General features: G+C 60.4%; 22 protein-coding genes and 2 pseudogenes. 8 read left to right on the top strand and 16 right to left on the bottom strand.

Features of this window, described 5'->3' with window-relative positions:
- Positions 1–155 precede the first annotated feature (155 nt).
- The 13 genes and pseudogenes from DM450_RS25430 to DM450_RS25370 form a co-directional block, all read right to left on the bottom strand.
- Positions 156–1,418 carry a lipopolysaccharide biosynthesis protein gene (locus tag DM450_RS25430; protein WP_142640245.1) on the bottom strand — a complete coding sequence of 421 codons (1,263 nt, stop codon included), beginning with the start codon at positions 1,416–1,418 and terminating at the stop codon, positions 156–158.
- Entirely contained in the window at positions 1,412–3,037 is a 1,626-nt protein-coding gene (locus DM450_RS25425; protein ID WP_142640243.1) for a hypothetical protein, read from the bottom strand. The genes DM450_RS25430 and DM450_RS25425 overlap by 7 nt, the downstream gene beginning before the upstream one ends.
- Complete coding sequence (locus DM450_RS25420) at positions 3,000–4,355, bottom strand: O-antigen ligase family protein (protein ID WP_142640241.1); 1,356 nt, start codon at positions 4,353–4,355, stop codon at positions 3,000–3,002. The genes DM450_RS25425 and DM450_RS25420 overlap by 38 nt, the downstream gene beginning before the upstream one ends.
- 59 nt (positions 4,356–4,414) lie before the next feature.
- A protein-coding gene (locus DM450_RS25415) for an IS3 family transposase (protein ID WP_142640239.1) occupies positions 4,415–5,586 on the bottom strand; the annotation gives its coding sequence in 2 pieces (ribosomal slippage) (positions 4,415–5,319 and positions 5,319–5,586; 1,173 coding nt in all).
- Between the two features lie 63 nt (positions 5,587–5,649).
- A pseudogene (locus tag DM450_RS25410) lies at positions 5,650–5,781 on the bottom strand (recombinase family protein); the annotation flags it as partial.
- A gap of 262 nt (positions 5,782–6,043) precedes the next feature.
- Positions 6,044–6,280 carry a hypothetical protein gene (locus tag DM450_RS25405; protein WP_142640235.1) on the bottom strand — a complete coding sequence of 79 codons (237 nt, stop codon included), beginning with the start codon at positions 6,278–6,280 and terminating at the stop codon, positions 6,044–6,046.
- A gap of 51 nt (positions 6,281–6,331) precedes the next feature.
- Complete coding sequence (locus tag DM450_RS25400; protein ID WP_142640233.1) at positions 6,332–7,303, bottom strand: NAD-dependent epimerase/dehydratase family protein; 972 nt, start codon at positions 7,301–7,303, stop codon at positions 6,332–6,334.
- An 18-nt stretch (positions 7,304–7,321) separates the two neighbouring features.
- On the bottom strand, positions 7,322–8,173 hold the full coding sequence (locus DM450_RS25395; protein WP_260610786.1) for a glycosyltransferase: 852 nt from the start codon (positions 8,171–8,173) through the stop codon (positions 7,322–7,324).
- Between the two features lie 137 nt (positions 8,174–8,310).
- Complete coding sequence (locus tag DM450_RS25390; RefSeq protein ID WP_142640229.1) at positions 8,311–8,499, bottom strand: hypothetical protein; 189 nt, start codon at positions 8,497–8,499, stop codon at positions 8,311–8,313.
- A 295-nt stretch (positions 8,500–8,794) separates the two neighbouring features.
- Positions 8,795–8,983: a hypothetical protein gene (locus tag DM450_RS25385; protein ID WP_142640227.1), complete on the bottom strand. Its 189-nt coding sequence runs from the start codon at positions 8,981–8,983 to the stop codon at positions 8,795–8,797.
- Between the two features lie 305 nt (positions 8,984–9,288).
- Entirely contained in the window at positions 9,289–10,632 is a 1,344-nt protein-coding gene (locus tag DM450_RS25380; protein WP_142640225.1) for a relaxase/mobilization nuclease domain-containing protein, read from the bottom strand.
- On the bottom strand, positions 10,629–11,024 hold the full coding sequence (locus tag DM450_RS25375) for a plasmid mobilization protein (RefSeq protein WP_409529382.1): 396 nt from the start codon (positions 11,022–11,024) through the stop codon (positions 10,629–10,631). Before DM450_RS25375 ends, DM450_RS25380 begins: the two co-directional genes overlap by 4 nt.
- A gap of 83 nt (positions 11,025–11,107) precedes the next feature.
- Positions 11,108–14,077, bottom strand: a complete 2,970-nt coding sequence (locus DM450_RS25370) for a Tn3 family transposase (RefSeq protein ID WP_142640282.1) — start codon at positions 14,075–14,077, stop codon at positions 11,108–11,110.
- Positions 14,078–14,277: 200 nt separating this feature from the next.
- On the opposite strand from DM450_RS25370, the gene DM450_RS25365 reads away from it, so the two are divergent.
- The 5 genes and pseudogenes from DM450_RS25365 to DM450_RS25345 all read left to right on the top strand — a co-directional run bounded on the left by DM450_RS25365 (position 14,278) and on the right by DM450_RS25345 (position 18,348).
- Positions 14,278–14,880 (top strand): recombinase family protein, encoded by a 603-nt coding sequence (locus DM450_RS25365; RefSeq protein WP_142640221.1) that lies wholly within the window; start codon positions 14,278–14,280, stop codon positions 14,878–14,880.
- A gap of 31 nt (positions 14,881–14,911) precedes the next feature.
- Positions 14,912–15,268: a type II toxin-antitoxin system RelE/ParE family toxin gene (locus DM450_RS25360; RefSeq protein ID WP_142640219.1), complete on the top strand. Its 357-nt coding sequence runs from the start codon at positions 14,912–14,914 to the stop codon at positions 15,266–15,268.
- Positions 15,261–15,545, top strand: coding sequence for an XRE family transcriptional regulator (locus DM450_RS25355; RefSeq protein WP_142640217.1), 285 nt, complete (start codon positions 15,261–15,263; stop codon positions 15,543–15,545). Before DM450_RS25360 ends, DM450_RS25355 begins: the two co-directional genes overlap by 8 nt.
- Before the next feature lie 84 nt (positions 15,546–15,629).
- Positions 15,630–17,006: pseudogene (locus DM450_RS25350) on the top strand (Tn3 family transposase); the annotation flags it as partial.
- Between the two features lie 538 nt (positions 17,007–17,544).
- Positions 17,545–18,348 (top strand): RNA replicase, encoded by an 804-nt coding sequence (locus tag DM450_RS25345; RefSeq protein WP_236704404.1) that lies wholly within the window; start codon positions 17,545–17,547, stop codon positions 18,346–18,348.
- Positions 18,349–18,825: 477 nt separating this feature from the next.
- Here the strand turns inward: DM450_RS25345 and DM450_RS25335 are convergent, their stop codons facing one another.
- The gene (locus DM450_RS25335) at positions 18,826–19,692 is read right to left on the bottom strand and encodes a recombinase family protein (RefSeq protein WP_006953933.1); all 867 of its coding nucleotides are present in this window, start codon (positions 19,690–19,692) and stop codon (positions 18,826–18,828) included.
- A gap of 142 nt (positions 19,693–19,834) precedes the next feature.
- Positions 19,835–22,744: a Tn3 family transposase gene (locus tag DM450_RS25330; protein ID WP_066270942.1), complete on the bottom strand. Its 2,910-nt coding sequence runs from the start codon at positions 22,742–22,744 to the stop codon at positions 19,835–19,837.
- A 194-nt stretch (positions 22,745–22,938) separates the two neighbouring features.
- Between DM450_RS25330 and DM450_RS25325 the strand changes: the two genes are divergently transcribed.
- The 3 genes from DM450_RS25325 to DM450_RS25315 all read left to right on the top strand — a co-directional run bounded on the left by DM450_RS25325 (position 22,939) and on the right by DM450_RS25315 (position 24,603).
- Positions 22,939–23,580, top strand: a complete 642-nt coding sequence (locus DM450_RS25325) for a SprT family zinc-dependent metalloprotease (RefSeq protein ID WP_142640213.1) — start codon at positions 22,939–22,941, stop codon at positions 23,578–23,580.
- Between the two features lie 80 nt (positions 23,581–23,660).
- On the top strand, positions 23,661–24,296 hold the full coding sequence (locus DM450_RS25320; protein WP_142640211.1) for an AAA family ATPase: 636 nt from the start codon (positions 23,661–23,663) through the stop codon (positions 24,294–24,296).
- A 25-nt stretch (positions 24,297–24,321) separates the two neighbouring features.
- Entirely contained in the window at positions 24,322–24,603 is a 282-nt protein-coding gene (locus tag DM450_RS25315) for a hypothetical protein (RefSeq protein ID WP_142640209.1), read from the top strand.
- A 71-nt stretch (positions 24,604–24,674) separates the two neighbouring features.
- Here the strand turns inward: DM450_RS25315 and DM450_RS25310 are convergent, their stop codons facing one another.
- Entirely contained in the window at positions 24,675–25,586 is a 912-nt protein-coding gene (locus DM450_RS25310) for a replication initiation protein (RefSeq protein ID WP_142640208.1), read from the bottom strand.
- Positions 25,587–26,352: the final 766 nt, after the last annotated feature.

The raw sequence follows: 26,352 nt of genomic DNA, 5'->3' as shown, positions 1-26,352 counted from the left end.
GCCGATTGCGGCATGGGGCCCGGACGAGACGCGCGGGACCGCAGGCCGCCTGGCCAATGACGCCAGAGCCGCATCGCCGTTGGTTCGGTCGAAACGGGTCCGGCATCGCACAGATGCCAAACTTGTCGCTGCGCGATCGTAGGGGGGGCTGTGTCTCAAGATGATCGGAACATCTTGCGGATCATGAACGTCAGGCTGATGAAAATGATGATCGTCGCCGCGAGGTTGCCCAGAGCCATCGACAGACAGAGCCCCAGCAGACCGCCGACCGACGAGAGCGCCAGGAGACTGACGAAAAGCACGACCAAGGACACACTGCGCGCCATGAAGAATTCCCGCGTGTTTCCCAGCGCGAACATGGGGACGGACGCGCCGGACCGGACAACGTCGAACGCAGCGGAACACATGACGACGGCAACGGTCCAATCGGAAATACCGGCCGTCTTGCCCGGAAAGACAGCATTGAGGAACCTCGTGCCCAACGCGGTGAAGGCGACGACATAGGAGAATCCGACCAGCGAGAAGACCGCCAGCATGGCAATCGACAGGCGCAGGATATTGGCCTTCGGATTGTTCCGCAGCTTCCTGGCGGCAGGCGGCAGGGCGATCGAGAACATGACGGCCGACAGCTGCGTGAGAGGATTGGCCATGTTCTGGAGGACACGTAGTGAGCCACTGGCCTCAAGGCCATAAAGAGCGCCGGCCAGCGGCACCATGCCGGTGTTGCCCAGCCAGAAGCTCAGCGATGACGCCATCAGCCATCGGCCCGAGCGCCACATGCGCCGCGTCGCCCAGACCAGGAGCCGCGCGGTCGGCTTGCGCAAGGTCAGGATACCCAGGCTGAGCGGGAGCAAGGTCGCGCCGCACGCCAGGCCGAGCGCGCCGAGCGCCACAAAGGTGCTGTTCAGCCTGAAATACCAGCTGATCCCCGACAACAGGGCCAGAGACAGCGAAAAGCAGACTGTTCCATAAAGCGCGTAGTCGCGTCGCTCGTCGAGATAGCACAGCCGGCGATAGACCTGCTGTCCACGCAGTCCGGGCACGGCGATCGCGGTTCCGGCCAGAACCGGCGTCACCGACGGGTCAAATATCGTCGTCAGCGCCGCGGCAATCAGCAGCAGGGCCGAAACACTCCCCACCACAGCGACGGACAACGCCAATATCGCTCCGCGCAGCTGCGGCCAGTTCTCCATCGGCACGCGCACGGCAATTGCCGGGACGCCGTCGCCGATCATGCCCCAGATAATGGCCTCGATCAGCATCGCGCCCGACCAGGCGATGCTGAACCAGCCAAAGGCCACGCCGTCGAGAAGTCGGCTGAGGAAAACGATGTAAAGAAAATTGGAAATGCTCGACAGCGCCTGCTCGGTGATGCCGAACCCGGCCGCGCGTCCGACGCGGAAGAAGAGCGTCAGCATTTGCCGTCGATGTCGAATGTGATGGTCGCGCTTTGAGACAGCCCTTCGGAGGGAATGGTGGTAGGGTTGCTATAGGCGATCAATCGACCGCGGGCGCACCATTGTTCATCGGTTTCGGCGGTCAACGGTCGCTCGCTTGCGATCCTGAGGCCCGGCGCTCGCAAGGCCCCGTCTTCATCTTGCTCGACGCAATCGGCCATCATCAGGATGCGAGGCGAAAAGAGGGCCCATCCCGCATGGCGAGCATCGACATGCAGCTCGTCCTGCACCGTAAAGTGATCATCTTCGAACAGAAAATGGCGGGTCAGCCGCCAGCCGTCCCCACTCCCGGAGAAGCTCCGGTCCCCAGTCCACCGATAGGCACGCGGCTCGAACAGCATCTTGCTCGTTCCATCCGGGGCAATGAGACGTGGGAGCGGCAATCCTTCGAGGCGATAGAGCTGGTTGGGATAATTCTCGCCGCCATAGCAAGGGAGCGGCTGGCGCCCCGCGATTTCCAGAAACGGGAGCGGCAGACTGTCGGCCGTGCCGGTGGCGGGCGGGAGGACAAGGGCGGAATAGAGCGGCCGGCTGATGCGCAGGATGTTGTCGGCCACGCATGCGTCGGCTTGAGGCGCGGGGGACGGCGCCACAGGGTGGGACGTGCGCGCCAGGACAGCGCGGGCTTCCGCGAGCAGCGCTCCGGTGAAGCAGAGATAGTCGAAATAATTGTTATAGATATACCAGCCCGCGAAACGGGGATCGTCGAGGTCGACCAACTCGCCACGGCAGGTTTCATGACCACCGAGGACCAGCGGCAGCGACCCATCGGCGCGCTGCGCGTCGGCCAGGAACCGCACTACCCGTCGGACGCAGGCAAGGTAGCGCTCGTCGCCAGTGAGTGCATAGGCCTGGGCAAATCCCAGCGTCGCGGCGGCATAGCCGAAGGACTGCTTCGCGCCGCGCCCGAAGACATTCATGTCTCCGGAGGGCAGCATGATCCGTTCAAGGGCGCCGATAGCCTTGAGGAAGGCTGCGAGATGCATCCGCCGGGCCAAGCCGGAAGCCATGACCTGCATGCCGACAAGCGCTGTCGAGAAAGCATGATATTGCGCGGTCGGAGCATGGCGGCGATCCTCGATGAATCCGTGCCTCCCCTGAAAATAGAGCAGCGCCAGCCCGCGCTCGGCATGTGCGGCAAGGGCACCAGCAATCGGCGAACCCGCTGCCCGGGCAGCGGCCCGCAACAATGTCCAATTGGCGACTGGCACGTTGGCGAAGCGCTTGCCGCCCAAAAGGGAGGTCACCGAATGATATGGTTCGAGGCCGCCGAGGACCTTTGCCTTTTCGAGGGCAAAGCGGACAAATTCCCAGTGAAATTTGGTCGGATGGTGATCGCTGACCGCATCACCATTCGCGTGGATCGCGTCCAGCAACCGATGCCTGGGCCGATCGAACGACTTGCCGAGACAGCTGAACATCCAGACGCCAAATGCATGAGCATAGAATTCACGCTCACCCAGTCGGCCCGCCTGTTCAACGACACCGGATACATATTGGCCAATTCCGAGCGTGATGTCGTCGATCACGCCAATGGCGCAATCACGCACGGGCCGCCCCTCCGCCTGGAATGGGTTCATTGCGTCTGGTCCTTCTGGGCGCGGGCCGGGCGTAAACCGCATAGAAGCTCGCCGCGACAAGGGTCGGGAAGATCGAATTCTGCAGGGTCAGATATGTATCGGAAATCGACGAGACCAGAATGAGCACGAGTAAGGCGACCATTGTCCTTGGAACAGAATCCGTTGGATCAGTCATTGCACCCTTAAGGGCCTTGTAGAAACCCATTATATAAATAATGAAAAGAAGAATGCAGCCAAATATGCCGAATTGAATCGCCGCCTCTAGATAACTACTCTCGAATGTCAAGAATACCTTATGCCATGGCGTCAACCACATTAGCTGAGCACCCGGTGAATCGGGCAGGCCAGTGAAGAAATTGGCATAGCCATATCCGAGCATCGGCCGCTGCCAGAAATAAATCCTCCAGGCTTCAAACAGCATGTCTCGGCCAGTCATGCCCGACGTGCGGCCGACGAGCGACAGAAGGCCATTGGCGCCAACCAAGGCAGCCAGTGCCGCCGTGAACGAGGAACCGAGCAAGAAAAAGAAGGAGAACTGGCTGCGCCGTACAATCAGCTTCAGACCCCATGCCAGAATTAGGGCCATGATCGTCGCGATCAACGGGCCGGCCGCGCCAGTCGCCAATAGCGCGACGAAATAGAGCCCTACCCAGACTTTTCTGAATTTTCCAAACGCCAACAAGGCTTGATCGTCAAAAGCACAAACGGCCAACACGCCAAATGCGATTCCAGCGAGATTCTTATGACCGAAGAAGCCACCATAGGGCTTGAAGCCCAGCACATTGGATCGCCCCAACAGGTCATAGTCGATCATGTTGCTCGCGATTGGGTAGGCTAGAAAATGGAATATTAAGATGAATGGACCAATCAATATCAAATATTTCATCGTGTTTCTTATACCAAAACATGATGACAAATAAGATCCAAAAATAAAACTGAAAACATATCCTGCAAATTTAATATAAACAGCGTAATATTCTGGCGTATAACTTAAATATGAAAATATCGCAAAAATGAAAAATAAATAGACAGCCCATCCGCGTAGAAACGGTACAAAAAACATGTCGTATTTAAATACGGTGTTGGCCGCCAATAGCGCGTATAATGCTGCCCAAATCGCCATGTAAATTGTCGAGTTGGAAGATCGTACGACAATTCCCATCCCTTCAATACCCGAAAACAGGCTGTATATTGGCCCAAAGAGCATTGTAAGATACGCGCAAACGAACAGCCTCTGCCAAACGGTCTGGGGGCGATTGTATATGGCGCCCGCCATTGTTCGGCCCGCGCGTTGATCGGAAATGCCGGCCGCACTCATTGAGGTGGTCTCGCTTCCTTGGACAGGTTTGCGGCGAAGTTAAGCTCAAGCCGATGTCATTATGCCGCGCGTTTGAGCATCAGGTCATGGGGGGCATGCCCCCCATGACCTGATGGGTCGATGTTTCCATATGCCTCTGCCGGGGTTCTACCGGCAAGGACGAAATGGGGCCGATGGTGATTATAATAGGTGAACCAACGCCCGAGGCCTGCCCTCAGTTCACTGCCGGTCTCGAACGCGTGGAGATACACGCACTCGTACTTCACGGATCGCCACAGGCGCTCGATGAAGACATTGTCCATCCAGCGGCCCCGGCCGTCCATGCTGATCCGCACTTCGGCCTCGCGCAGCACGCTGGTGAAGGCATGGCTGGTGAACTGGCTGCCCTGATCGGTGTTGAAGATCTCCGGCTTGCCATAGCGGGCCATGGCATCCTCCAGCGCCTCGACGCAGAACCCGGCGTCCATCGTGTTCGAGATGCGCCAGGCGAGCACCTTACGTGTCGCCCAGTCCATGATGGCGACAAGATACAGAAAGCCCCGCCGCATCGGTAGATAGGTTACATCCGCGCACCACACCTGATTGGGCCGCGTGATCGCCAGATCGCGCAGCAAATAGGGATAGATCCGGTGCTCTGGATGGGGATCGCTGGTGCGTGGGCGCTGGTAGATTGCCGCCAACCCCATCTTCGCCATCAGGCGCCGCACCCGGCGACGGCCAACAGCATGGCCCATCCGCTGCAGGTGACGGGCCATTTGCCGGCTACCGTACCATGGGCAGTCCATAAACACCTGGTCAATCACGCCCATCAGCGCCAGCATCGCGCCATTCTCCGGTACGGGCGCGTAATAATAGCCCGAACGGCTGATCGAGAGCAGGCGACATTGCGCCGTGATCGACAGTTTCGGGTTGTCTGGCTCGACCATCTTCCGCCTCCGATCCATGCTCATCGACCGGAGGCCCGCGCCAAAAAATCCCGTTCCACCAGCAATTGGCCGATCTTGGCGTGCAATTTCTCGATCTCGGCCTCGCTGGTAGCCTTGGCAGCCTGATCCCCGCCGTCAAATAGGCTGGCCATGCCATCCATCGCCTGACGCTTCCAAGCGCCAATCATCGTGTGGTGCACGCCATGCTTGGCTGCCAGTTCCGCCAGCGTCAGATCGCCACGGATCGCTTCCATCGCCACCTTGGCTTTGAACTCCGCGCTGTAGCGCTTTCTCGTCGTCTTCATTCCTGTCCGTTCCTCAGGTCAAGCTGAGCTTATCACCCTGTCCAAAAAAACGGCACCACCTCACTCGGGGCGGTCGCGGTTGGCCCCGGACACCTTCTCGGTGAATATGCGCTCGCAGCCGGCCGCCGATAGCGCGTCGATCTGCGAGGCGGGATTCTGGTCGCGCGTGGAAACGCGGGCATAGCCGACAAACAAGGTTCAATCTCCGAATTGCCGCCACAAGGTACCGTGATTTGGGAGATTGAAGCAAGGGATAGTTCTGAGAGATAGAAAGGGCCGATCGGAAGGGCCTGGGCGTGATGGGCGCTGGCCCTCCCGATCGCCCTCGTTTACAAGAGACTATCAACTTCCGCCGCCATCGAGTCCAGCAGGTAATCGGCAGGACGCACCGATCGACCGAAACCTTCCGGGCTCGCACAGTCCTCAACGGATAAACCGAAATTTGTCCTCACCCCCCTTAATGACTCACATCAGATGCATTCGGCTTCATCACATGCATTATAACGGAGTTGCTAGTCGCACGGCTATGCGCAATGATTAATTCCAGATCATCGCGAGAAATATTGAATTTAGAGAATAACTCCAAATTATTTTCTCTAGAAAGAAAATTCTCTATCCTGCCCAGAGCGTCGCCTAGAGCTGCTGGTTGTTCGATTAACAATGCCAAATAGGATGCGTGCTTTTGCGCTTTCATTTACATCGCCCCTTTCTCGCTGCATATTCGAACTAGATGGTCAAAATGGCATCATCGGACATTTCGACGAACTTGCAGCTCGATCCATTCGTAAGTCTTCTCCAGACCCGCGCGTAGCGTCTGCGATGGAGCCCAGCCGAGGCGCTCCTTGATCAACTCGTTGTCGGAATTGCGCCCACGCACCCCGGTCGGCCCGGGAATATGATTCTTCTCAATCTTTTTGCCGGCGATGTCAGCGACATATTCGACCAGCTGATTGATCGTCACCATCTCGTCCGAACCGATGTTGACCGGTCCCTCGAAGTCAGTCGAACGGGCCAGCCGCAGTGTGCCCTCGACGCATTCGTCAACATAGAGAAACGAGCGCGTCTGCAGCCCGTCACCCCAAATGTCGATGGCGTCGCCCGACTTGGCACGGGCGATTTTGCGACAAACCGCAGCCGGAGCCTTTTCCTTGCCGCCGTCCCAAGTGCCCTCCGGCCCGAAGATGTTATGATAGCGCGCGACCCGGTTCTTGGTGCCGTAGTTGCGGTTGTAGGCGAGGAACAAGCGCTCCGAGAACAACTTTTCCCAGCCATATTCGCTGTCGGGCGCGGCGGGATAGGCCGATTCTTCCTTACAGTTCGGGTTGTCTGGATCTTCCTGATTGTAGGCGGGGTACATGCAAGCTGAGGAGGAGTAGAAGATCTTCTTGATGTTGCGCTTGTGTGCGATGTCGGCGACGTTGAGATTGATCGTCGCCGAATTGTGCATGATGTCCGCGTCGTGCTCGCCGGTGAAGATGTAACCAGCGCCGCCCATGTCGGCCGCCAACTGGTACACTTCGTCGAAATTACGATCGATCACGCGATGAACGGCATCCTGCTGGCGCAGGTCGGCGATAACGAAGTCGTCCGCCTCGGTCTCAGCGTGTTCGTGAAACTTGAGGTCCACACCACGCACCCAAAAACCTTCGCGTTTGAGCCGCTTGACCAGATGGCCTCCGATAAAGCCGCCTGCGCCGAGCACCAGTGCCGTTTTCATAGAAATACCTTTCCGAGTTTATGCGTCCTGCAGAACCGCGCAAAACCGATCGCCGATTTCCCCAATGTCGAAAGTCTTGTGAGCATAGGCCCGCCCATTGTCGCCAAGCCGCTTGCGCAGATCAGGCTCGGCGGCGAGACACGCGAGCGCACCGAGCAGAACAGCATCCTCACCCGGCGCGCCGGTGAAGCCAGCTTCGTTGCGCTCGATAATCCGCAGCCCTTCAGGCATGTTACTCGCGGCCCAGTCGTTGTCACGTGGATAGTGCGGCAGTTCATCGGCCGGCGCCCAGTTCTCAATCACCGCGATGCGATCGGAAGCGACGCCCTTGGCCGTAAGGATCGGAACGAAATCCTGGGTAATTGCGACGATCCTATCGCTGGATTTCAACATGCTGAATTCGAGATGACGATACCAAGCCGCGATGGCGTGACCGGCGACCGGAAGCTTCCTCGGAATCACCCGCGAAATCGCCTCGCTGTAGATATCCTGCAGCCAGAACACGAATTTCGCACCGTAGCGGGATGCAGCCTTCTGGAAAACGCGCTGGGTATCGAGCGGCGCATTGTTCGACACCACAGCGTCGGGCCGGAAGTCCGCAACTTGTCGGGCAAATGCATGGCCTATCTCTATTTCCTGCCGACGGCGGGCATAGAAAGTTCCCTTCGCAAAGACTGCGACGTTGCGAACCGGAACGATTTCGAAACCCTCAGGATCGCCGGGCTGGTGTGTCAGATTGCCCTTTGGTGTCTGGAAACTGGCCGAATAGACATGACGGACGGTGTGTCCTCGCCGGGCAAGCTCGCGCGCGAGCTGCACCTGGAACGGATGGCCCGAATAATCTGCCAAAAGAATCTTCACCAGCCCCACCACAATGCCTTATACCGCATTGCCTTATACCGCATTGCCTTATACCGCATTGCGGCAATAGCCAGATAATCTCGAATTTGAAGCTATTTTCTGCCACAGCCACATTTCGTAGCAAAATGGCCAATAGCAACAAAATTTCAGGACTGTTCGTCGTCCTGATCCTTGCGCGCCAGGACGGCAACGCGGCCAGTGATCGTCACCCCTGCCGGAATCTCGCCTGTAAAGCCCGTGCCGTCCTTCGTCGGCCACAGCGCCGCAACCCGCGTGAATTGCGCGCTTTTGCCCTCCCCTGAAATCAGCGTCAGGTCGTGTGTCGGTTTGGCCATTGCCCCCTCCTGTTCTGTTATGGGTCCAGCGCGCCTCATGCCATCGCCGGACAGGGAACATTTGACATGTAAATCTCTAATTTTGCAAGAAATTCGTGGAAGTGCCCGGTTTATGCGGCTTGAGTGCCATCATGCTCGGCCGCCTCAAGGAAAATGCGGTGCAGCGGCTCCTATTTTCCTTGACCCTGGCCTGCGCGTGATGCCGATCGGGTGGTGTCGGGACGAAGGGCGTCGCCTTCGTCCGCTCCGCGTCCGGTTCTCCACGCCTGCAGCGCGTCGAACAAAGGGCAATATGTCATAATCCCCTCCTGGGTCTCGACATACGCCGCCGGACCTTGGCAATCGCCTTGGCCTCCGCAATGATCCGCGCTCGCACGGCTTTCGCTTCGGCCAGCTTCGCCGCCCTGAGGCTCGCAACAGCGGCAAGCTTCTGATCATGGGTCAGCGAAGGATCGCGCATGATCGCCTCGATCTGCGCCGCCATGCCGCGCAAAACCTCCTTGTAGGCATCCCGTGCGCGGCCAAGCGCCTGCGGATCAATCCGGCCGCTCCGGATAGGCCCGCCGCCACACCGCACCGAAATATCCGTTCGGCCGTCGCCCCTGCCGCGCCGCCCGCCTTTCACCTGGCCCGCGTCACGCCGATCTGCATCGCCCTGGCCACCCTGCCGCGCCAGCAAAGCCCGCGATGCACCAGAAAAGCGGCTTCGCGCCGCGTTCCCATAAACGCCGCGTTTCCCTCCCTCCCCGCTCTGTCCTGACCTACCGCCGCGAGGCGGGCGATAGGCCGCTACCGTTCCAACCCGCCCCTTCGGCGCTCCTCCTCCTCGCGCTGGTGCTGCTCGGCGAGCATGACGAGCCAGGCGTCGCCCTTGGCCTGGATGTTGGCCAGCGTCGCCGGTGACAGGTTGCGTACATCCTCGGCGTTAAGCGGCCGATCGTGCTCGATGTCGTCACGGATGCTGCTGAGCGCCGCCGCGGCACGGCGACGGGCAATGATCTCCTGCGCCGGATCGGGCTTCGTTTCGGTTGCTCCGAACGAAAGCAAATCCGCGATAAAATCGCCCAGCTTGGCGAATGTGTTGGCAGCGGCATCGACAACCGCCAGGCCGTCCCTGACGCCATCGGCCCCGGCGTCCTGCCCCTGACCTCCCGCGTCGGTATCGGAATCGGTGTCGTGGGCATCGCGTTGCGGCTGCTCGGCTTCAACCCGCGCCGCCCGGAAGTCATCGCGCAGATTATGCGCCTCGGTCACCCTGCTATCGTATGCCCCCGACATACCCGGATACTCGGCCTGGGTACGATCGTGTGCTGCAACCTGCTCCTGGCCCTGCTCGATGCGCTCGCGCTGCATCGCCTGCGCCTCGGTGACGCTGGGCAGGGATTCCCGGTCAACATCGCCCATGAACGCACGGACCTCGGCCGCCCTCACCCCGTCCAGGCGGCGCGCCAGGCTGTGATAGTCTCCGGCCTGGTCGATCACGCAAAAATCGCGACGATCGCCCCGCGCCAGGATATAGCCGCGCTCCTCGATCGCCGCCTTGAATGCCTGCCCGTTCTCGGCCTCATACCACAGCTCGGTAAATTCCTCGCGCACCGCCGCGCGGCTGATCCCGCTGCGCTGCTCCGCCTCATATTCCCACTGCTCAGGTGAGCGCAGCCGATCGGCCTCGCGCGACGGGCTCGGCGTCGGCGACAGGTCGAAGCTCTGTTCAAGCTCGCGCGCGGTCGCGGCGTGCGTCTCATAATTGCCCCACATGTTCGCGGTCAGCATCGTCTCGGAATCGACCCGGTTCCAGATGCAATGCCGGTGAACGCGGCCCTCCTTCTCGTGCTCGACGATCACCCGCGCATGGCCTTCAAGCCCGAGATTGCGTTCCAGCACGTCGAACGCCTGCGCCCATTGCGCCTCGCTCAGCTCCTCGCCGCGCTCCGGGTTGATATTGGCCTGGTATAGGAAATTCGCGCCGCACCGGCTGCCTTCGGCAACCCCGCGCATTTCATAGAGCGCCTTGCGCAGGTCTTCCGACAACACCCCGCGCATGTCCTTGACCTCGGCGCGGTCGTTCTTCTCGCTGAGCAGGTGATTGCCCCACCATTTCGCGTTGCCGACGCTGCCCCCCTTGATGATCATGGCCCGCCCTTCCCAAGCGCGTCCATGATCTGCGGCGCGAGCGCACGAATTTCACCAAGCACCTCGGCCACCTGCGCCCGCTCGGCAGGATCGAGCCCGGAATAGCCGTTCTTGGCGAGCTGGTTGAGGTTGTTGCCGATCTTGCCGAGCTGCCCGAGCACACGGGCCAACATCTCCCGGTCCACGGGCTTGCGCCGCACGCTGCGGATCGGCAGGCCCGCCAGCCCTTTGCCCTGGGCGGCCGACAATGACGCGGCGCGCACAAACGAGGAAAAGGTCAGCCCGTAGCGATCGGCGGCCGCCTCGATCGCCGCCAGCTCATCGTCATCGAGCCGCATGGGCTTGATGCTCGCCCGCTTGCGCTTGGGCGCGCGTGGGTGATCCGGCAGCACGAAAACCGTGGTCTGGGGGATATGGCATCACCTCAAGGTTTGTGCGCCAGACAACGATTTCACGGACATTTCGAGAACACTGGTCATGCTACGAGCTTGAGCCGCGCCAAGGGGTCGTTCAGCGGCCGAAATTCGCCCATAGGAACACGCATGGCCTGGTCCCAAAGATAATCGCCGGTAAGGCTGATGTGCGCCCAGCCCATCGGCGAAAGATGGGCGAGGAGTGCCGGGTCAAATTCGGCATCGGTGGCAATGAGGTGCTGCATGGCCCGATCGAGATAGAGCGTGTTCCAATAGGCAATCGCGGCAATTAGTAGATTGAGGCCAGAGGCGCGATACTCTTGGTTTTCAAGGCTTCGGTCCGTGAATCGTCCCTGACGGTTGGTGTAGATGGCCGCTGCCAGGGTGTGGCGCGCTTCGCCCTTGTTCAGACCCGCCTGACATGCTCGCCGCAGCGCGGGCTGTTCTAACCAGTCGAGGGTAAACAGCGTGCGCTCGATCCGGCCGAGTTCGGCAAGCGCAAAATCCAGCTTGTTCTGCCGTTTGTAGGCCGCGAGTTTCCGCATGATGACAGATGGGGCGACGGTGCCATCCTTGATCGATGCCACGATCCGAACGATATCATCCCAATCGGCCTCGATCGCGCCAACCTTGATTGGGCGTCCCATCAGGCATTCGATGCCCTGATAGGTCGACGGGGCCAGGATGGAAGCGAGCTTGCGATCGGCGATGTCGCGCAGACGCGGTACGAACCGGAAGCCCAATAAATGACACAGCGCGAACACATGGTCGCTTGCGCCGCCGGTATCGGTATAGTGTTCGTGCAACGGGAGTTGCTCAGCGCCAAGGACAAGGCTGTCGAGCACATAGGGGGCTTCACCTGCGGTCGCGGACATGATCCGTGAGCCGTAAGATGCAAAATGGTCGGATAGATGCGAATATATCTTCACCCCCGGATCGGCACCATATTTGGCATTGATCTCGGCGGCGCCGGACCGGCTTCTTCCAGAGCGGAAAAACTGGCCATCGGATGACGAACTGGTTCCAGATCCCCAGTGGCGAGCGAACGGGAGGCGATGATGGGCCGCGACTATTGTCTGAAGCGCCTGCTGGTAATTTTCGGGCGACAGGTACCAGTTGTGGGTCCAGGCGATCTGGGCATAGCTCACGCCCTCGCTGGCATTGGCCATGCGCTCAAGCCCCAGATTCGTACCGTCCGCCAGGATGGCCGCGAGCACGGCATTCGGGTTGTCATGCTCCTTGCCGGATCGCAGGTCGCGAAACGCGGACAGAAAGCCCGTGCGTTCGGCCACCTCGACCAGCAGCTCGGTTATCCTGACGCGCGGCAATAGCCCGTCGAGCCGGCGGTCCAGCGTTTCGGCTTCGAGCGGAGTGATCGGCGGCATTTGCTGGATCTTCAATCGGTCGCGTTCCAGTGACACGCCTTCGAGTTTTCCGCCCTTCAGCTGCTTTGCAAAGCGCCTCAACCGCCAGTCGAGCGTTCTGCCGCGCTCGGCAAGGTAGGCCTGGGCATTGGTTTCGAAGGCAAGCTGCTCCAGGGCTTTCGCTGTGTCGCGGCGGCTCAGCAGATAGGCATCGAAGCGCTGATAGCTGCGGCTGCCCTCGACCCACACATCGCCGGCGCGCAAGCCATCGCGCAAGGTGGCGGCAACTGCGGTTTCATATAGCCGACGATCAATGCGCCCGCCGCTAGTAATGATCTGCTTCCATTTGCGGCTCGGGAATGGAAGCGGCGCGTTGTCCGGAAGTTGGCGAGCCTTGCGCTGGTTGGCATCCTTGATGATGTCGATGGCCTTGATCAACTGCGACCGACTGCCGGACGCCTTGAATGAGAACGCCTCGAAGAAGGCCGGGCTGAACCGGCGCAACGTTGCGTAGCGCTCGGTTGCTGCGACCAATGCATCTTCGCCCGCGAGATTGGCCAACGCGTCGACCTGGGCCCTTGCGGCGACCAGCTTGTGCCAGCCTACCATTTCATCGATCAGCTCGAGCGGATCGCCACCGTGTTGGACGGCTTCGTCGAGGGCCGAAATCGTCGCACCGAACAATCGCATCAGCTGGCCAACGGACTGGATGCTGTCCTGATAGCGCCTCTCTTTGCCCCGCTTGGCACGCGAGAACATGCCGCCGATCAGACGGTCGAACATCTGGATCGCGTGATCGGCGAGCCGGGCTTCCAGGTCGACGACGGCTGCCGCCAGCGTTGCCCGGCGGCGGTTGAGGCCATAGTCGGAAAGCAGAAAGGCCGGGGCCACGCCTCCTTCGCGAACAAATTGGGCGAAGCGGAATTCGGGGATCGCCGTGCCGACAGCGGGGTCGATGCCAATAGCACGCACAAACCGCAACCGCTCCAGGAGGCCATTGATGTTCGCTGCATTTGGCGCTTCATCGTAGGCCCGCAGCCAAGCCAAGGGTGTCATCCCGAAATCGGAATTGTTGACGAGCAGGTCGTCGAGGTGCGCGATCTTGTTGGAATCCAGCGTCTCAATGAGCGCGGCGGCCGCCGCTCTGCGCGCGCGAGCACGCCCGGCAAGACCGGCCCGCTCCAACGTGTCCGGTGCCGGCAGGATAAAGCGCCTGTCCTTGAGCCCTTCGAGCAGTGCACGAACGATGGGTTCGCCGCGGTCCGTGTAGCGCGCGGCAGTTTCTGCCAGTTCCAGTGCGAGGGGGATGTCCAAGCGGCGGAAAGGGCGCAGCCCCAGATAGCCGGCGACGATTTCGGCATGGTCGTTTCGGGTCTGCGGGCGCTGACCGTAGGTGGTGAGCACTGTCGGATCGACGTTCAGCTGAGCGGCAAGATAATGCAGAATGGGAACGGGTACGGCATTGCTTGCCGACAAACCGAAACCAGGATGGCGCATCAGGGCAATGTGACTTGCGAGGCCAAGTCTGTTCGGCGCGCCGTAACGTCTGCCAATCACCTCGATGTCGTCAGGGGACAGCGTGTAGTTGGCGATGATCGTGATTTCGTCGGTCGGCGGCTCGAATAAGCATCGGCGCTCACGATCGGTCAGGAGCCGCCGTCTTGCCAATTTACCCTCCAACCGATTCGTCGCGTCAGTTTAACGCATGGGTCCGCCAATGCGAAGGAGCGCACTGTCCGATAGACGATCCTCTACCGGACATCTGATGGCAGCGTTGCCCACACACGGCATCGCTTCGATTTAATTGTCTCATTTGAATGGTCCGATTTGTTTTGCATTGAGGGTGCCATATACGATACAAATTCCGAATGACCCACACCCTGATCGGCTACGCCCGCTGCTCAACGGACAAACAAGACCTCTCCGCGCAGTGCGAAGTCCTGACTCGGCTCGGGGTTGCGCCGGACCGGATCTATACCGACCACGGCTTCACCGGCACCAATCGTGCGCGTCCCGGGTTGGATCAGGCATTGGCGGCGGTCCGCAAGGGCGACACGTTGGTGGTGCCCAAGCTCGATCGCCTTGCCCGTTCCGTCCTTGATGCACGGTCGATAGGCGACCAACTGACTGCGCGCGGCGTGAAGTTGCAGATTGGCGCCAGTGTCCATGATCCTGCTGACCCCATGGGCAAGTTGTTCTTCAACATCCTTGCCACCTTCGCGGAATTCGAAGCCGATCTGATCAGGATGCGGACTCGCGAGGGCATGGCCGTCGCCCGTGCCAAGGGGAAACTGCGCGGCAAGAAGCCAAAGCTGTCAGAGCGGCAGCAGAAGGAGTTGCGGCGGATGTACGACACCGGCGATTACGCCATCAGCGACCTTGCCGAACTGTTCTCGATTTCGCGCCCGACCGTCTATCGCACTCTCGGCCGGCAGGCCACGGGCATTACCACCAGGCCGGAAGCGGCTTGACTATGCACCTTATATAGTGCATGTGGCGGCCATGAAATCAGGGGCAGCACAACGCATCGAGCTGGTGTTCTACCAGACCGATGCAGGTAATGTACCCGTTCGCGACTGGTTGCTCGGCCTCCCCGAAGTCAATCGCCGCGAGATTGGCCAGGACTTGCAGCGGGTCCAGTTTCGCTGGCCGGCCGGAATGCCGCTGGTCCGCCCCATGGGCAAGGGCTTGTTCGAAGTACGGACGTTCTTGCCTGACGGCACGATCAGTCGCGTATTGTTCTGCTTTCATCAAGGCGAGCTGTATGCGCTGCATGGGTTCATCAAGAAGTCGCAGAAGACGCCTGCGGCAGATTTGGAATTGGCTCGCAAGCGGCAGAAAGAGGTTGAAAATGGCTGAGAACAAACATCGCGGCCCGACGCTAGACAGCTTCCTTGCGGAGGAAGGTGTTCTCGCCGAATTTCAGGCCAAGGCCATCAAGGAAGTCATTGCCTGGCAGCTCGCTGAGGCAATGCGTGAGCGCAAGCTTAGCAAGAAACGACTGGCGCTATTAATGCACACCAGCAGAACCCAGGTTGACCGCGTGCTTGATCCCGCTGATGGCAATGTCACCATCGAAACCCTTCAGCGCGCGGCAGCTGTCGTAGGGCGCAGGGTCGAACTCGCTTTGATCTGAGCAGATGGTTCGCCCAGTCACACCTTCGTTCCCTTTATGTCCATAAAATCGTTGTCTGGCGAACAAACCTTGAGGTGACGCCAACAGGTGACGGTCCTCGCCCGACAGGGCGAGCTGCCTCAGGTCAGGCTTGACGAAAACGGCCTCGTCATCTCGCCGCTGAAAGCGGCAACACCGCCCGCCACCGAGATTGCCCGTCGCGCCGCCTATGATCGACTGCCGCGCGTGAAGATCACCGATCTTCTGCTGGAGGTCGATGCCTGGACTGGGTTCAGCGAATGCTTCATCCATCGTCGTTCGGGCCGGGAAGCCGACGATCGCAATGCGCTGCTCACGGTCATCCTCGCCGATGGCATCAATCTCGGCCTCACACGCATGGCGGAAACCTGCCGGGGCGCAAGTCTGCGCCAGCTCGCCCATCTTCACGACTGGCACATCAGCGAGGCAGCCTATGGCGAAGCGCTGGGAAGGCTGATCGACGCCCATCGCGCCATGCCGATCGCCGCGCTGTGGGGAGACGGCACCACTTCGTCGAGCGACGGACAGCAATTTCATGCCGGGGGCCGTGGGGCCGCGATCGGCGATATCAACGCGCGCAGCGGCAACGAACCGGGCGTCGCCTTCTACACCCATGTCTCGGATCGATATGACCCCTTCGCAAGTCGGGTGATCGCGGCAACCGCTGGCGAAGCGCCCTATGTGCTGGATGGCTTGCTGTATCACCAGACCGGCCTGACGATCGAGGAGCACTACACCGATACGGGCGGGGCATCGGACCATGTATTCGGCCTCATGCCCTTCTTCGGCTACCGCTTCGCACCGCGCCTGCGCGACATCAAAGAGCGTCGTTTGCACCTTCTTCCGGGCCAGGAATCCGGCCCTTTGCTTACCGGCATGACAGCCGAGCCGATCGCATTGGGTCATGTCGCGACGCATTGGGACGAACTGCTGCGGTTCGCCACGTCGATCCGCACCGGCACCGTCACTGCTTCGGCGATGCTGCGCCGCCTGTCCGCCTATCCGCGACAGAACGGACTGGCCCTCGCGCTACGCGAACTGGGCCGCCTCGAACGCTCGATTTTCATGCTCGACTGGCTGCGCGACATCGATCTGCGCCGGCGCACCCAGGCGGGCCTCAACAAGGGCGAGGCCCGCAACGCGCTCGCCCGCGCGATCTTCTTCAACCAGCTAGGCGAACTGCGCGATCGTCGGTTCGAGAACCAGACCTATCGTGCCTCCGGCCTCAATCTGCTCGTCGCCGCCATCATCTTGTGGAACACCCGCTATCTCGAAATGGCGCTGGCGGACATCGGCACGCCCGATGAGATCGCCCGCCACATCGCACCCTTGGGCTGGGAGCATATTTCGCTGACCGGTGATTATAGCTGGAATGTCGATGATCGGCCCGATCCGGATGCGTTGCGACCGCTGCGCGCCGTCAGCTCCCTGTTAGCCGCATGACGTTCGCTATCCGTTCGCCCTTACCGTGCAGATACGTCACTTTCGTGTAGTCACCCCCTCTTCATCAGTTCGACTTCGCGAATCAACTAAGCGGCGTTGCCGCCCTTCGGTCAGCGATAGCACGAAGTAGGGTCGGCCAAAGCACGAAGCGCGGTCGCCAATAGCACGAACGCGATCGGCAACGGTCAGCGAAAGCACGAACTTTTGTTGGAGTCGGTCGTCGAAAGCACGAACTTCAACTGTTTCGCCCCTCCGCGTAATTCGCCAAAAATATCGGAGTGCCGGGAGCATTCTGCGATCGGCCATCAGGGAGCGGCCGTGACCACATAAACGAATGCCCGGCACGAAGGCCGGGCACCCTGGAACGTGATGAGCGATGCCTGCAAGCATCGATCGGGACGTAAGACACCCCCCTCATACTCGTTCCCGAGCCTTGGTTCAAGGGAGCGCGCTTCGCGCCACGCTCTAGTTTTGCCTGGTCCCGGCCCCACGAAGGGGACGGAAGATGGGAGCTGTTTCACTCGCGAAGGCGAGCTTCATGGCGCTCGACCGCATCGAGCGGGCGCGCCCACGATCGCGATCGGGGTCTGCAAATCCGACACGGGCGCATGTCCACCCGAACAGCCGCAAGGCGGGCACGTTCGAGGACGACTTCTTCTATAGCTATGCCAAAGGCGAGACCGACCGGCTCTACAAGAAGGCCGTCGAGCTGCTGAAGCGCAAGAATGCCGTGCGCAGGCTGGCGCGCGCCGAGGGGCGACAACTCACCGAAGACGAGCGGCTTGTGACGCTGATAACGCCGGCAGCCGTGCGCGTGTTCGAGCAGCTTACCACCTTGGCCCGGACGTGCGCTGGCAAGGTGTTTCCGACCTGGGAGTGGATCGAGGCTGCAAGCGGCCTGTCTCGTGCGAGCGTCGGGCGGGGCCTTTCGATCCTCGCCACGATGGGCTTGATCGAGAAGCAGCGCCGCTGCGTGCCGATCGATCCGCCCGCTGATCGTCCCAAGGCCCGCAATGCGCAGACGTCGAACGTCTATCGCATGAGCTTTCCCAATCGGCTTGCTCGATTTCTTCCGCGCTTCCTGCGTCCCGTTCCGCTCCCCGACGATGTTGTGCAACGCGAGATCGACCGCATCGAAGAAATCGAGACGATGCGCCTTTGGCGGACGCCGCGACAGGTGGTGGCTGAGGAGATCGAGGACGACGGTCTGCGCCGGGTGTTGGACAGCCTTGCCATTGCGCTCGAGAAGCAAGAGTCTCAAAAAAATGGTCAACCGCTCCTAGATTCATATAATCTAAGGGCAGATGGAGTTGGCCTAGTCGGCCAACGCTCTAACGCCTGACGGCGCAGAACGGCCTAGACGAACCCACAGGACAAAATCCCACCCCGAGGCACTTAGCCGCTCCGTCGGACGCGGCGCTACGCGTCGCGATGCTCCCGAGAGGAGCAAGCGGTTTCCGTCGCGCTCAAATGGCCACGTTCGTGCTTGCTGATAGCGATTTTCATCGACGAACGCGGCCGTAGCGTCCAGCCCAAAGGGCCGCAGAGGCGTGATCGGCACCGTCATCTCATTTCCAAAGCTGCCTGCCATCTCAATTCGGCTCGGTGGTTGCGGCTTGAACGACCTTCCTCTTGTCGCGTCGGCATTCCTGTTGGGCGCGAAATCGATGCCGCGCGATTGTGATTGCCGTCCTTCGATTGGCTATTCCTGTATTGATGGGAAAATGGGCGCTGGCCGCCTTGCACGATCAAGGCCCAGTCGGCCCGAATCTGCGATTTTGGCCAGGTTGAAGAACGAACACTGAACGCTTGATTGATTCTACCAGGACCGTTGCTGACCACCGACCTCGTAGATATCGGCTTCCATGGAGCAATTGTAGCTCTCTGCGATGTTGAACATCTCGGAGAGGAGGCTTTGGATTTCCTCATCAAGGGAAATGCCATCCGGATCGGGGTCATAGGCGACGGTCAGTTTGTAATCACAATTGCCGTTTTTTACCATGGCGTAGTCGCGTTCCAGCATCGCCTCAATCCGCTCCCGAGCGGGTTTTCTACCTCTTCCACGCTTGTTGAAGTTCTCGATAATCAGATGCAGGGCGATGCTGGCAGTGGGCGGCTTTTCCGGCAGTTTGGTCTGTGACGGAATAATGTCGAGCGCCCGATAGACGGTCATTCGTGAGACCTTCAGGTCGCGGGCAACGCGGGCCTTGCTGGCGCCGGCGGCAAGGCGACGGCGGATTTCATCGTCATCGACGTTCTTCTTCCGGCCTTTGTAAACGCCTTCGGCGCGCGCCGCTTCGATCCCGGCGCGCTGACGATCCTTGATGAACTTCAGCTCCATATCGGCGACCATGCCGAGTATGGTGATGACCATTCGCCCCATGTCGCCCGCCGTCGTCACCTCTGGCTCAAGGATGCGCAGCGAAGCTCCCTTTTCATCAAGCTCATGCACCAGGTTCAGGACATCGCGCGTGGAGCGGCCGAGCCGGTCGAGCCGCAGCACGACCAGCTCGTCGCCGGTGTGCATAAACTGCATGATCGTTTCCAGTTCCGTGCGCCCGCTCCGCGAGGCCCCCGATCCGGTCTCGGAACGGATAATTTCGCAACCTGCATTCTTGAGGCGGCCAATCTGGATATCCAGATCCTGGTCCGTGGTGCTGACGCGGGCATATCCGATACGAGCCAAGTGCAAAATCCGTCACATTAGGGTGGCTCTTGCAGTGTATCGTCACATTGAGCGCAAACCCACCCTTTTGTGACAGACGAATGGTGTCACTCGGCCCTATCACTCTGGGGTGTACCCAAATGTTATAGGCCGATCAGCCGCCTCACGCTGCAAGCCGTCCAAAATCAATCCGGTCGTTCAGGTCGAGGTCGAAGCGGCCATAAGGGTTCACATGACTGTAGATCAACGGCGTGAGACCACGATAATCTTCCGGCGTCATCCGCCCCGCCCACTTCGGCTCAACCAGTACGGTCTGAAGCATGCGGGTGTTCACATACACCAGCGACGCTTGCAGGAGGTGTAGCGCCAGAACGGAGATTTCCTGCTCATGGATGCGGTTGGTGGCGATCTCGCCGCCCTTGCCGAAGAACACGAAACCATTAGCGCCGTTCCAGTTCTCAACCACATTCAGCCCTTCGTGGATCTCGCGGCGGAATGCCTCCTGACGCAAATACCGGCATAGGAAGATTGTTTTGACCGCGCGGCCGAGTTCACTCAGCGCCTTGTAGGTCGGGTGCATCACTTCGGCTCTGGCAAACCGGAGCAGGATCGCTTCCGGATCGGCGGTGCGCGATTGCATGGCAGCGGCATATTTGACCATTTCGTCATATTGTTGCTCGATCTCGTCCCAGTCGATCGGGCTGGAGAGGATCGGCAGTAAATTGGAAAGCCGCGTGCGCATGCCGGCTTGGGGAAGGGCCAGTTTCTGGCGTGCCACTGCTTTCAGCCGCGGGGCAAGCTCAAATCCAAGGAGTCGGCAGAACGCAAAGCCGACTGCGCTCTGGCCGTGGCTATCGACGTACTGGCGCTGGATTTCCATGTCGGTGCAATGGCGTAGCACGCCTTCGATCATGGAGGCGACCTCCGAGGAAGAGCACCGCTTGAGCTGGGAATAAACGCAGGTCGCGCGCTTCTCCACATGCCAGTAGATCATGACGCCACGGCCGCCATAGCGGGCGTGCCATTCCGTCATCAGGTTGCGGTCCCACGCGCCGAACTTCGTTGAATCGGACGCGCATGCCGTGCCCGCATCTCCCCATACTGCGGCATTGCGGATTGCCAGTGTCGCGTTTGCTACCCGCGCGCACGCCTCCCTCAGCGCTGGCGCGTGGATGAAACGGCGATGGACATGCAGCAATTCCTCGTAACTGACATCGGGTGTTGCGCCAGCGACCCGCTTGAGCCCGGCGTTCGTGCCCAAGCCATAGAGACACAGCAAAAGACGCTGAGCCAAGGCTGCTTTCGACAGGGTAACCCGCGAGGCCGACGTTTCGAAAGCATCCATCAATCCCGTGTCCAGAGCAGCCTCTTTCAACACGTCCAGCAGTCCGGTCATCGGCCAGCGCTGACCGATCTCGCTTTTGATCGAAGCGAGACCCTTCGGTTCGGGCAAGGGCTTGAACGGTGTAATCGATATCCGGTTGTCGCCGCGCCACAGGAGCCGGACCTTGTCGTTTTGTGGAATATTGGCATTGAGGAGCAACAGTTCCCGTTCAAGCTCCTCCCGGATCGAGGCGCAAAACGCCTGCGCATCTGGCGTCAGGCTGAGGCCGGAATAGTACGCCTCTCGCCTGATCTCGAAGTCCTTGGGAAGATCGTCATCGGGATTGCGATAGCGATCCGCCCCGACCACCCAGATTTCTTTGGAGCGGATGCGGTCGCGCAGTTGCGTCAGGACGCAAAGCTCATAGCTGATCCGGTTTACCCGCCCATCGTCATCAATGACGGAACTGCGCCATCGCGCTGGAATCACCTCATCGATCGGAACATCCTGCAATGGCACGAAGCGGCATCCGCCATCCACCTTGCTCCTGATCCAGTCGAGGGCCGCCAGGACCGGCCGCCACACCGCGTTGTTCGACCGGAACTCAAGTACGGAAAGCAGGCTTGGCAGCATGCGCCGGTAATGATTGGCCCAGGAACCACGCATCACCTTGTAGATGCGCCGGTCCAGAGCGCCCTTCGCATGGCTCTCCTTGACGATCGCCGCCAGCTTGGCCTTACCGGCGATCGGGAAAATGACATCGCAGATGCGCCCCGATGGTTCATTGATCGAGGCGCTGGCGATCTCGACCAGCAGGCGCTCCTTTCCATAGACCCGCTCGATGTCTTTCGCGATATCGCCCACCACCTTGCGTTTCGAGCGCGTTCCGATCTTGTGAACGGTTTCGATCAGCAGGTCGATCATCGCGTCAGTGAGTTGCGCCTCCCGCGACATTAGATAAATCGCATAAAGGCCGAGCTGTCGCGCCGGCGCATGCCGGCGCATCTCCGAGGCCTTTTCACCGGCAACGCGGCGAACAATCTGATCGACCCATGGCTTGCCCGTAGCCGTCAGGAGATCATGGGGAAGATCAAGTCTCTGGATAAAGGCGAGTTTCTCGGTCACGTCGAGAATGTTGTCGAGCGTTGCCTGTCCGGCGTCACCCTTCATCCTGTTGAATCCGGTCGAGCTGTCCGGATCGGCAAGCGAGGCTTCCAATAACGCCACCGCATCTGACGAAAGCCGATCACTGGCTCCGATCAGCCAGGTGTCCAGATAATCTTGCCGTTGTGAGCGAACGACACGTTCAAGCTCCTTGCGCGACGGCCCATAAATACGCCGGTCCCGGCACCACAGGAAAACATGCTCAAGCATGGCATTGATCGACTGGCCGCCCGGGCACAGCTCGCCAGCAATCCATTCCGTCAATTGCGCGCGATCCACCCGCTTCATGCGGTGATATCCAAGATGGATCAGGATCTCCGCACAATGCCGTCGTGCTGTCCGACTGGAAAAGTCATAACCGGCTATCTCGCCAGCCTCGACACCGAGTTGCTCGGCCAGATACGAGAGGCCATCGGTAGGGATTGAGCCGGGATCGATCGCGAAAAACCCCAGGGAAGCGAAGAATTTCAGCTGCGCGGCGAGGCCAAGGCGCGTCAGGGCCGGCTTCGAATTTACAAAATCAATATCGGCAAAGCTCAGGCTCCATCGTCCGATCAAATCCCCGCCCGGAATACTCCGATCCATCAACCCACTCCCTATGATGGAGCGAACTGTCCTCTTCTATGATTTCCATCGTCAATACCGAATGCCACGTTCCCAAAACGTTCTCCGACTTGGCCAAAATCGCAGCTTGGGGCCGACTGGGCCTTCTTGGGCGTCCGTGTTCCGGCCGATGGCATGGCCATCGCCGGACAGGCGATTTGAAGGGAGTAGAAAGCATGGCGCAGGACAACCGGGAAAGCTGGCTCAATCGGGTCGCGGCGGGCATGGCCCCACTGTTCGAGGCGCTGGAAAGCCCCCTCCCCGCGCGTATCCGCGTGGCGATCGGCTTCACCAGCAGAGGCGCGAAGGCCAAGGCGATCGGCGAGTGCTGGGATAATCGCTTGAGCGCGGATGGCCATTTTGAAATCTTCATCCGCCCGGACCTGGCGCACGCGCCCGACGCGATGCCGGCGCAGATCGCGGCCATTCTCGCGCATGAGCTGGTCCATGCCGCCGTCGGCATCCCGGCAGGGCATGGGAAGGCGTTTAAACGGGTCGCGCTGGGCCTTGGCCTGGTCGGGCCGATGCGGGCGACGACGCCGGGGGAAGCATTCCTTGCCGCCGTCGCGCCAATCCTCGATGCCGCCGGCCCCCTCCCCCATGCCCGTCTCGACACGGACGGGGAGTCGACCGCGCCTAGGAAGCAGAAACCCCGGATGCTCAAATGCGAGTGCGGGACATGCGGCTATACCGTCAGGACCGCGCGCAAATGGCTTGAGCAGGCCGGAGCGCCGCTTTGCCCGATCGAAGGGCACGGCCAGATGAGCCATGAGCCGCTGGACGACGACAGCGAGGATGCAGGCGACGAGGGCGGATAAGCGCCCCGATAAAATGTATATCGCCTAGCATTACAAACGATGTTATAGCGCAACCATATTGCCTGCGGAGCGAGAGCAGAATGATATTGGCAGTCGGAAACACTAAAGGCGGCGTTGGCAAGACCACCCTTGCCGTCAACCTCGCGGTGGCGCGCGCGCTTGCGGGCCGCGACCTCTTGCTGGTGGACGGCGACGAGCAGGGGACCGCCCTCACCTTCACCGAGCTGCGCGCCGATCGACTTGGCGAGGCGGGCTATACCGCCGTTGCGCTTACCGGCGCGGCGCTTCGCAGCCAGGTCCGCCAGCTCGCGGCCAAATATGACGACATCATCATTGACGTGGGCGGCCGTGATACCGGCTCGCTGCGCGCCGCGCTCACCGTCGCCGACACGCTGCTAGTGCCGGTGCAGCCGCGCAGCTTCGACGTGTGGGCGCTCGACCAGGTGGCGGCGCTGGTGGCCGAGGCGCGCGAGATCAACGAGGGCTTGCGCGCCGTCGCCGTGCTGAACGGCGCGGACGCGCAAGGGGCCGACAATGAGGCCGCCTTGGAAATGATCGGCGACATCGAGGGGATCGAGGTGCTGCCTACGTCGATCGTGCGGCGCAAGGCGTTCCCGAACGCGGCGGCCGAGGGCAGGGCGGTAGTGGAGCAATCCCCGCGTGACGCCAAGGCGATCGACGAGCTGGCCGCATTGGTTAGTGCGGTATTTGTATAGCATAATGATAGCGGAGTGAATTGCGATGGCTATCGCTCGTAAACCGAATAGCAAGCCCAAGCCCCCGATGGATGAGGCGGCGGCTGATGCCTTCATTGCCGGAGCGGCCAAGCCGAAGGCCGCGCCGGTCGGGGGCGAGGCCGACGAGGCGGGGCAGGGGGCCGAGCCGCGCAAGTCGCCGGTGATGCTCCGGTTCGATCGGGCGTTGCTGGCGAAGGTCGATGCAGCGGCCAAGCGGCGCGGGATCAGCCGCAGCGCATGGATTCAGTTCACGGTGAGCCGCGCGCTTGATGCCGGCGAGGGATAGGGCAGGCGTGGGCCGATCTGGCGGAGGCTAGGCGGTCTTGGCGCGCGAAAGGTGAGTTTTGGGGTAGGTCCTCACCGTTGGGCGGCGGGCTGGTTGAAATCCACCAGCACCGGCATTTCCGGTATGTCTCCGCGCAGCTTCGCCCGTCGCACGATGCTATGTTGGTCGATCAGGTTTTGTGCGTCACGGCGGCCGCTCATGGTTTTGGCGAGCCACATCATAGAAACCCGCTCGACCTTACGGCCTTTCTTGATCGGCGTGAACTCGACCCAGAAGGGGCAGAGCTTGTTGATTTCGTCCTTGGCGACCTTGAGGCAGTATTTGTTGAAATCGGCGAAGCGTTCCAACTTGCCTTCCGGCACGTTGAGCAGGCCGCGCAGCTCCGCAATCGTGAACTCCTCGCTTTGCTTGTATTCAAGGCCAATGCGGCGTTCGATCATTTCATAAAGGCAGAGCGCGTATTTCGACTCGAAACAATACATCACCTGCGTCTTGAGCCGCGCATAGACCTCGCTGTTACGCAAAATCTCGATCAGTTCCTCGGGGATGCGGTAATGCAGGAATCCGTCTTTTTCGAGGCTTTCGTCGCTGGGGCCGAGTAGCTGGACGCGGCGCTTATAGCTTTTGCCGCCCTTGCGGATCGTGACGATGGCGATGGTGCCCATCAGACGCAGCAGTGAGCTTTCTATGCGCTCGTTGCCCTGGTGCGTGCCCTTGAGCGCGGATTTGGCGATCCGGTGAATGACTGGCTCGCCGATCCGTTCCCAGGCGTTCGCGATCAGCAGATTGTAGATTCGGCGATCGGCGAGGGTGAGGGGCGATAGCTCGACAATATCGACCAGCTCGCCGGGCTTGACGATTTCCCCGTAATTGGCGGGATCGAACGGATTGCCGCGCCCCTTTTGCGCGAGGGTGAGGGCGGTATCGTCGCCTAGGGCGACCTTTGCCTTACCATTGGTTACAGGTGAGCTTGCGCGAGTCATGCCCTCACTTTAGCAGCAACGGTGAGCTAGGCAATTTCTAAAACTCGCCGATGGAGGGCGGGCAGGGGATACCCCAAAACTCACCGTCGATTTTGGGGCTACCCCAAAACTCACCGGACTCGACCCCAACACTCACCTTTACCGACCCCAACACTCACCAAAGGCTACCCCAAAACTCACCGGACTCGACCCCAACACTCACTTTTCGGAGCAATTTTTCGCAGTCTCCTGCGGGTTTGAGGCACCCTGAATCTTGAATCCAGAAGAATCTTAGAATCAGAACGCAAACGGTGAGTTTTAGGGTAGTCCTGCCTGTGGATAACTCTGCGCTGACCGTACCATTAGGCTCGAAGAAGAAAGAAAGCACCGCCTCTTGGGGCTTCGCCCCGCCGGCTCGCGGCCTTCGGCCGCCCCGGATCGCTAAAGCGATCCTCCCACCCGGCATCCCCACTAATGAACCGGCTTCGCCGGTGTGCTTTTTCTTTTATTGGAAATGTTTAAACGCTGCATCCTTACCGCCACATCAGCACCAACGGCCAGGTAGCGAATTGGCTTTCCAAAAAAGCCAGGTGGATAGGGCGGCAGTCCGATCGAGAGGGCCGGGAAGGCGGAAACGTCGTCCCTAGTGCGATTTCCGGGCCACTGGAGCGCATTTCAAACGTGGGGAAGGGGGAATTGAGGTCGGAACGACAAATGCGCTCTACGGGCTTCCTGGGCTGCCAATTTTCTGGAAGCTAGATCTTCGACCTTCGGGCTATCATCCACC

It is taken from the genome of Sphingomonas sp. IC081, assembly GCF_006874585.1.
Lineage (GTDB): Bacteria > Pseudomonadota > Alphaproteobacteria > Sphingomonadales > Sphingomonadaceae > Novosphingobium.
The sequence above is the reverse complement of the archived record's forward strand: the minus strand, read 5'-3'. Positions and strand labels throughout refer to the sequence as shown.

Excerpts from the sequence above, each read along its gene's own strand:
- DM450_RS25310 (WP_142640208.1), bottom strand. The coding sequence starts at position 25,586 with ATGACTCGCGCAAGCTCACCTGTAACCAATGGTAAGGCAAAGGTCGCC.
- DM450_RS25425 (WP_142640243.1), bottom strand. The coding sequence starts at position 3,037 with ATGAACCCATTCCAGGCGGAGGGGCGGCCCGTGCGTGATTGCGCCATT.
- DM450_RS25355 (WP_142640217.1), top strand. The coding sequence starts at position 15,261 with ATGGCTGAGAACAAACATCGCGGCCCGACGCTAGACAGCTTCCTTGCG.
- DM450_RS25420 (WP_142640241.1), bottom strand. The coding sequence starts at position 4,355 with ATGAGTGCGGCCGGCATTTCCGATCAACGCGCGGGCCGAACAATGGCG.
- DM450_RS25400 (WP_142640233.1), bottom strand. The coding sequence starts at position 7,303 with ATGAAAACGGCACTGGTGCTCGGCGCAGGCGGCTTTATCGGAGGCCAT.
- DM450_RS25430 (WP_142640245.1), bottom strand. The coding sequence starts at position 1,418 with ATGCTGACGCTCTTCTTCCGCGTCGGACGCGCGGCCGGGTTCGGCATC.
- DM450_RS25315 (WP_142640209.1), top strand. The coding sequence starts at position 24,322 with ATGGCTATCGCTCGTAAACCGAATAGCAAGCCCAAGCCCCCGATGGAT.
- DM450_RS25330 (WP_066270942.1), bottom strand. The coding sequence starts at position 22,744 with ATGGATCGGAGTATTCCGGGCGGGGATTTGATCGGACGATGGAGCCTG.
- DM450_RS25320 (WP_142640211.1), top strand. The coding sequence starts at position 23,661 with ATGATATTGGCAGTCGGAAACACTAAAGGCGGCGTTGGCAAGACCACC.
- DM450_RS25380 (WP_142640225.1), bottom strand. The coding sequence starts at position 10,632 with ATGATCATCAAGGGGGGCAGCGTCGGCAACGCGAAATGGTGGGGCAAT.
- DM450_RS25360 (WP_142640219.1), top strand. The coding sequence starts at position 14,912 with ATGAAATCAGGGGCAGCACAACGCATCGAGCTGGTGTTCTACCAGACC.
- DM450_RS25385 (WP_142640227.1), bottom strand. The coding sequence starts at position 8,983 with ATGGCGGCGCAGATCGAGGCGATCATGCGCGATCCTTCGCTGACCCAT.
- DM450_RS25405 (WP_142640235.1), bottom strand. The coding sequence starts at position 6,280 with ATGAAAGCGCAAAAGCACGCATCCTATTTGGCATTGTTAATCGAACAA.
- DM450_RS25390 (WP_142640229.1), bottom strand. The coding sequence starts at position 8,499 with ATGGCCAAACCGACACACGACCTGACGCTGATTTCAGGGGAGGGCAAA.
- DM450_RS25365 (WP_142640221.1), top strand. The coding sequence starts at position 14,278 with ATGACCCACACCCTGATCGGCTACGCCCGCTGCTCAACGGACAAACAA.
- DM450_RS25345 (WP_236704404.1), top strand. The coding sequence starts at position 17,545 with ATGGCGCTCGACCGCATCGAGCGGGCGCGCCCACGATCGCGATCGGGG.
- DM450_RS25325 (WP_142640213.1), top strand. The coding sequence starts at position 22,939 with ATGGCGCAGGACAACCGGGAAAGCTGGCTCAATCGGGTCGCGGCGGGC.